The sequence below is a fragment of the Micromonospora sp. S4605 genome (assembly GCF_003176715.1).
GTDB lineage: Bacteria > Actinomycetota > Actinomycetes > Mycobacteriales > Micromonosporaceae > Micromonospora > Micromonospora echinaurantiaca.
Genome location: NZ_QGSW01000421.1, coordinates 1 through 5833 on the forward strand (window position 1 = coordinate 1; position 5833 = coordinate 5833).

General features: G+C 76.8%; 3 protein-coding genes. 2 read left to right on the top strand and 1 reads right to left on the bottom strand.

The window, feature by feature from the left end:
* Positions 1-1786, bottom strand: a 1786-nt coding sequence (locus DLJ47_RS32910; RefSeq protein WP_109905939.1) for an adenylate/guanylate cyclase domain-containing protein, incomplete at its 3' end; no start/stop codon positions are given.
* Between the two features lie 188 nt (positions 1787-1974).
* Between DLJ47_RS32910 and DLJ47_RS32915 the strand changes: the two genes are divergently transcribed.
* Positions 1975-4875, top strand: a complete 2901-nt coding sequence (locus tag DLJ47_RS32915; RefSeq protein ID WP_109905941.1) for a helix-turn-helix transcriptional regulator — start codon at positions 1975-1977, stop codon at positions 4873-4875.
* Positions 4876-4981: 106 nt separating this feature from the next.
* A complete protein-coding gene (locus DLJ47_RS32920; RefSeq protein ID WP_109905943.1) occupies positions 4982-5752 on the top strand; it encodes a DUF5995 family protein in 771 nt (256 codons plus the stop codon).
* The last annotated feature ends 81 nt before the right edge of the window (positions 5753-5833 follow it).

Below are 5833 nucleotides of genomic sequence, written 5' to 3' on the forward strand. Positions count from 1 at the left end.
GTGCCGGGCGGGCGGCGGGGACGGGCGCCGGCCCGGCGGGCGGCGCCGCCGCGGCGCGCCGGGCGAACTCGGCCCGTACCGCCCGGGGCAGCCGGGCGTAGGCGACCTGGCGCACCACCGCCTCGGCGACCGCGTACCCGCCGGTCGGGCGGGCGGCCAGCAGTCCGAGGGCGACCAGCGACCGCAGCACCGGCCGGGCCCGCCCGGGCGCCCAGTCGAGCAGCCGGTCCACGGTCGGCGCGGGGCAGGCCGCCACCCGGCTGGCCACGGCCATCAGCGTCGCCCGCTGGTCGCCGTCGAGCCGGTCCAGCCGCGCGTCGACGGCCCGGCGGACCGGTTCGGGCACCGGCAGGTCGGCCGCGTTGTCCGCCCCCTCGACCAGCGACCGGACGTACGCCGCCGCGTGGCCCGGGCTGCCGCCGACCAGGGGCAGCAGGCGGTCCGCCAGCGCGACCGGCCGGCCGGCCCGGCGGAGCAGGTGGCGCAGCAGCCGGCCGCTGTCCACCGGGCCGAGCGGCCGCAGGTCGACCGGCGTCCGGGGCACCGGCGACGGCTCCGCCCACTGGGGACGGTGCGCGGTCACCACCGCCAGCGGCAGGCGGCGGTCGGTGGCCTCGGCGAGCAGCGCGCGCAGGAAGCCGGTCACCTCGGGTGCGGCCCGGTCCACGTCGTCCACCGCCACCACCACCGGCTGCCGGGCGGCCAGCGCCAGCAGCATCTCCCGCCAGAGCGCCGCGGCGCCGGCCAGACCGGCGTCGGCCGGGTCGGCCCCGTCCGGCCGGGCCACCAGCCGTGCCAGCGTGGACCCGGCCGCCGGCAGCCGCTCGGGCGGCACCAGTCCGGCGAGGGCGGTGCCGAGCCGCCGGCGTACCCAGGCGGGCGGGTCGGTGGCGCGGAGGCCGGCGAAGCCCCGGACCAGTTCCGCGACCGGCGCCAGCGGGTGGTCCGGGTACGGCAGGCAACGCGCGACGCACCAGCGGACCGCCACCGCGTCCACCGTCGCGACCGACCGGCTCAGCTCGTGCAGCAGCCGGCTGCGTCCGCTGCCGGCCGGACCGACCAGCGACACCCAGCGCGGGCGGCGGTCCCGTACCGCCCGGACGATCTGGTCCCGGGCGGCGGCCATCTCCCGGCGGCGGCCGAGGAACGGGCCGTCGTGTCGCACCGGGGCCGGCCGCACCAGCGCGGTGGCGTGCCAGACGTCGACCGGCGACGCCTTGCCGGCCAGCGCCACCGGCGGGACCCGGCGCTGCTCGACCAGGCCGGCGGTGGCCCGGTGGGTGGCCGCGCAGAGCGCCACGCCGCCGGGCGCGGCGTACTCCTGGAGCCGGGCCGCGGTGGTGATCACCGCGCCGCTGGCCGCGCCGTGCCCGCCGTCGCGGGCGCCGGCCAGGTCCACCACCGCCTCGCCGGTCGCCACCCCGATCCGCACCCGCAGCCGCGGCCCCCCGGCCACGGCCCGCCGGTCCAGGGCCCGCTGGATCTCCAGCCCGGCCCGCACCGCCCGGTACGCGTCGAAGCCGTCCGAGTCGCGGGCGCCGAAGAGCGCCATGACGGCGTCCCCGATGTACTTCTCGACCACGCCGTGCCACCGCCGCAGCACCTCGCCGACCGTGTCGAAGTAGGCCCGTTGCAGGGTGCGGACGTCCTCCGGGTCCAACCGGGTCACCAGCGCGGTGGATCCGACGATGTCGACGAACAGTACGGTGACCATCCGGCGTTCCTCGGGCACCGGCCAACGTCCGGACGTGGCCGGCGTCGCGTCGGCGATGGTGGTGGTGGGCATGGACACCGCCTCTCTCCCCGCTTCTGGCTGATGACGTTCGGAGACTGTCACCACCGGGCCGACGGGGGATCGGCAGAACGACGTATGTCGGCCGCGCGCAACCTTTGGTCGCAATGTCGACGCGAGGAGTACCACACCGCCGTCCGGGCCGTAGAACGGTGCGGGGACCTGTGACTAGGCTGCGTGCCATGGCCAGCGATGTGGACACCGCACCGCTCGTCGGCCGGGCCGACCTGTTGACGGCGGTGCGGTCGGCGCTGCTCGACGACGTGGCGCCGGGGCACACCGCGGCGGTCTTCCTCACCGGTGAGAGCGGCGTGGGCAAGACCCGGCTGCTGCGCGAGGTGGGCGCCCGGCTGCGCGAGGCCGGCGCCCTGGTGCTCACCGGGTCCTGTCTGGACATCGGCGACGCCTCGCCACTGCACCCGCTGCTGCAGGCGTTGCGGCGCTTCGACGCGGAGCTGACCGCCTCGCACGCCCGCACCTCGTCGGCGGTACGCGGGCTGCTGCAGACCTTCGCCGACGAGACCGCCGGCCCGGACGGCGCCGGCGCGCTGCTGGAGCGGGTCTCCCGGGGGCTGCACCTGATCGCCGAGGGGCGGCCGCTGGTGCTCGTCCTGGACGACCTGCAGTGGGTCGACCGGAGCACCCGCCAGCTGCTGCTCTACCTGCTGGCCGGCCTCGGCGACCTGCAACTGTCGGTGCTGGCCGCGGTGCGGGCCGAGTCGTTGCAGGGCGCCCACCCGCTGCGCCGGGTGCTCACCGAGCTGCGCCGGCTGCGGTCGGTGCGGGTGCTCGACCTGGCCCCGCTGGACCGGCCCGACACCGAGCGGCTCGCCGCCGCCGTGGTCGGCGGCCCGCTGGGCCCGGAGGCGGCCGAGCAGGTCTGGCGACGCAGCGGCGGCAACCCGTTCGTGGTCGAGGAACTGGCCCGCGACCTGCGCGACGGGCGGGACGGGCTCTCCGACACGCTGCGCGAGATCTTCCTCGCCCGGGTGGACGCGCTGCCGCAGCCCGCGCACGCCGTGGTGCACGCGGTCGCCGCCGGGGTGGAGCCGGTCGAGCACTGGCTGCTGGCCCGGGTGGTCCGGCTGCCCGAGGACGAGCTGATCGAGGCGGTCCGCGCGGCGGTCGCGCACCGGCTGCTGGTCGGCGCGGACGACGGCTACCGGCTGCGGCACCGGCTGGTCGCCGAGGTGCTGGAGGACGAGCTGCTACCGGCCGAACGGGCCGCGTTGCACCGCCGCTACGCCGAGGCGCTCACCGCGGCGCCGGCCGAGCTGCACCAGGCCCGGCTGGCGCACCACTGGCGGCTGGCCGGCGAGCCGGCGCGGGCGCTGCCGGCGGCGATGGCCGCCGCCCGGGAGGCCGAGCGGCTGCACGGCTACGCCGAGGCGCACCGGCACTGGTCGGTGGCGTTGCAGCTGGCCGACACCCCGGCCGGCGGGCCGGTGGCGGTGGACCGGGCCACCCTGCTCGAACACGCCGCCGAGGCGGCCCACCACTGTGGCGAGCACGCCCGGGCGCTGGCGCTGCTGGAGGAGCTGGTCGCCGCGGACGCCGGCGGATCCGCCTGCGCGCTGCACATCCGGCGGGCCCGCTACCTGGCCGCCGCCGGCCGGTCCGCCCCCGCCGAGGCCGAGTACCAGAAGGTGCTGGAGGCCGCCGACTGCACGCCCCGGGAGCGGGCCACCGCCGCCGCCCACCTGGCCGAGCTGCTGCTGCACCTGGGCCGGTACGCCGACGCCGGCCGCCGCGCCCGGGAGGCGTTGCGGCTGGCCGCACGGGTGGAGGGCTCCACCTCCGAGGTGGTGCTGGCCAGCGCGGCGCTCGGCTTCTCCGAGGCGTACCTGGAGGATCCGGACGCCGGGCTGGCGGTGATGCGCGAGGCGCTGGAGACCGCCGAGCGGGCCGGCCGGCCGGAGGACGTGGCCTGCGCGTACCTGCACCTGGCCGAGCTGCTCACCGGGCCGCTGAACGTCCTGGAGGAGGGCGTGGTGGTGGCCCGCCGGGGCGCCGAGCGGGTCGCCGAGCTGGGCCTCGGCCGCACCTACGAGACGCGGCTGCTGGCCATCGCCACCAACGGGCTCTTCCGGGTCGGCCAGTGGGCCGAGGCGGAGAAGGTGGTCGCGGCGGCGCTGCGGCACCGCCCGTCCGGCGCCGACGCCGTGGAGCTGCTGCTGGCCCGGTGCCGCCTCTCGGTCGGCTACGGCGACATCGAGGCCGCCGACCGGGACCTCGACTCGGTGGCCACGATGCTCGCCGGCGGCGGTGCCCGGCACGTGATCCCGCTGCTCACCCTGCGGGCCGGCCTGGCGATGTGGCAGGGCCGGCACGACCTGGCCCGGCAGGCGGTGCAGCGTGGCCTGACCGAGAGCCGCTCCGACGACGTGGGCATCCTCGCCACGCTGGTCTGGCACGGCCTGCGGGCCGAGGCCGAGGCGCACGCCAGCCGCGTCGTGGCGGTCGACCAGACAGCGGTGCGCCGGCTGCGGGAGGTCGCCGAGCGGGTGGCCCGCAAGAGCGAGCACGCCGCCCGCCCGGTCCGCGACGTGGTCGACGGGTTCCTGGCGCTCTGCGCCGCCGAGGTGAGCCGGCTCGACGGCAGCGACCCGGAGCTGTGGGCGCACGCGGCGGCCGAGTGGGACCGGCGCAACCACCCCTATCCGGCCGCCTACTCGCGGCTGCGGCAGGCCGAGGCCCTGCTGGCCCGGCGCAGCCGCAGCGCCACCGCGGGGAAGCTGCTGCGGCAGGCGTACCAGGTGGCCCAGGGCCTCGGCGCGGTTCCGCTGACCTCGGAGATCCGTACCCTCGCCGGCCGGGCCCGGGTGCGGCTGGAGGAGCGCGGCCCGGTCGGGAACGCCGGCGCGGGCGCCGGTCCGGACGGCGACGAGTTGGCCGTGCTGACCGCCCGGGAGCGCGAGGTGCTCGCCGCCGTGGCCGAGGGCCTGACCAACAAGGAGATCGGGCAGCGGCTGTTTATCAGCGAACGGACCATCGGGGTGCACGTGTCGCACATCTTCGACAAGCTCCAGGTCCGCACCCGGGTCCAGGCCAGCGCCATCTACCTGCGTAGCCGGTCGGCCTGACCCGCGCGGTACGGATACGTCGTTCTACTGATCCGGCGGACAGCCGCCGGCTGGAAGGCTGTGCCGTGTCACCGACGGGGTGTCGCGCGGCAGTGTGGAGGAGAAGATGACGGAACCGGTCTGGGGGCCCGTGCACCGGGACATCGTCGACCTGCTCGCCGACCACCCCGCCGACGTGCCGGCGGTGGTCGACCACCTCACCAAGCTCCAGGACCTGCTGGTGCGGTTGCCGCCGCTGGAGGAGAGCTGCCCGCTCGCCGACTTCAACAAGCTCTACCTGACCATCACCACCAGCGTGCTGGACGGTCTCTACGACGACCGGTTCGCCGACCCGGTGTTCCTGTCCCGGCTCGACGTCGAGTTCGCGGCCCGCTACTTCGACGCGCTGCGGCTCTGGACGGACTCCAGCCCGGGCTGCCCCAAGGCCTGGTCGTGCCTGTTCGAGCGGATGCGCGGCCCGGACGCCCGGCCGCTGCCGTCGGCCGCCGCGGGGGTGAACGCGCACATCAACTTCGACCTGCCGTTCGCCCTGGTCACCACGTTCGACAGCCTGGAGTCGGAGCCGGTCGACGGCACCGACCAGCACCGCGACTACCTTGAGATCAACGACATCTTCGCCGACAAGATCCCGGGGCTGCGGCGCGGCTACCTGGACCGTTGGCAACTGCTCATCGACATGCTCAACGGCGACATCGACGACTGGTACCAGGGTGAACTGATCGAGTACACCCGCGACGTCGCCTGGCGCAACGCGCAGAAGATCTGGCGCTACCGGCACGATCCGGCCGCCCACGAGTGCGAGCGCGCGCGGTTGGACGACAACGCCGCGCTGCTCGGTCGGTTGCTGCTCTCGCCCCTCGGGGCGTTCCTGCAGTAGCCGGGACGGGGGGTCCCCGCGCTCCGCCCACGTGGGGCGCGGGGACATGTCCGCCGGCGGGTCGCCGGCCGGCACGGGGGG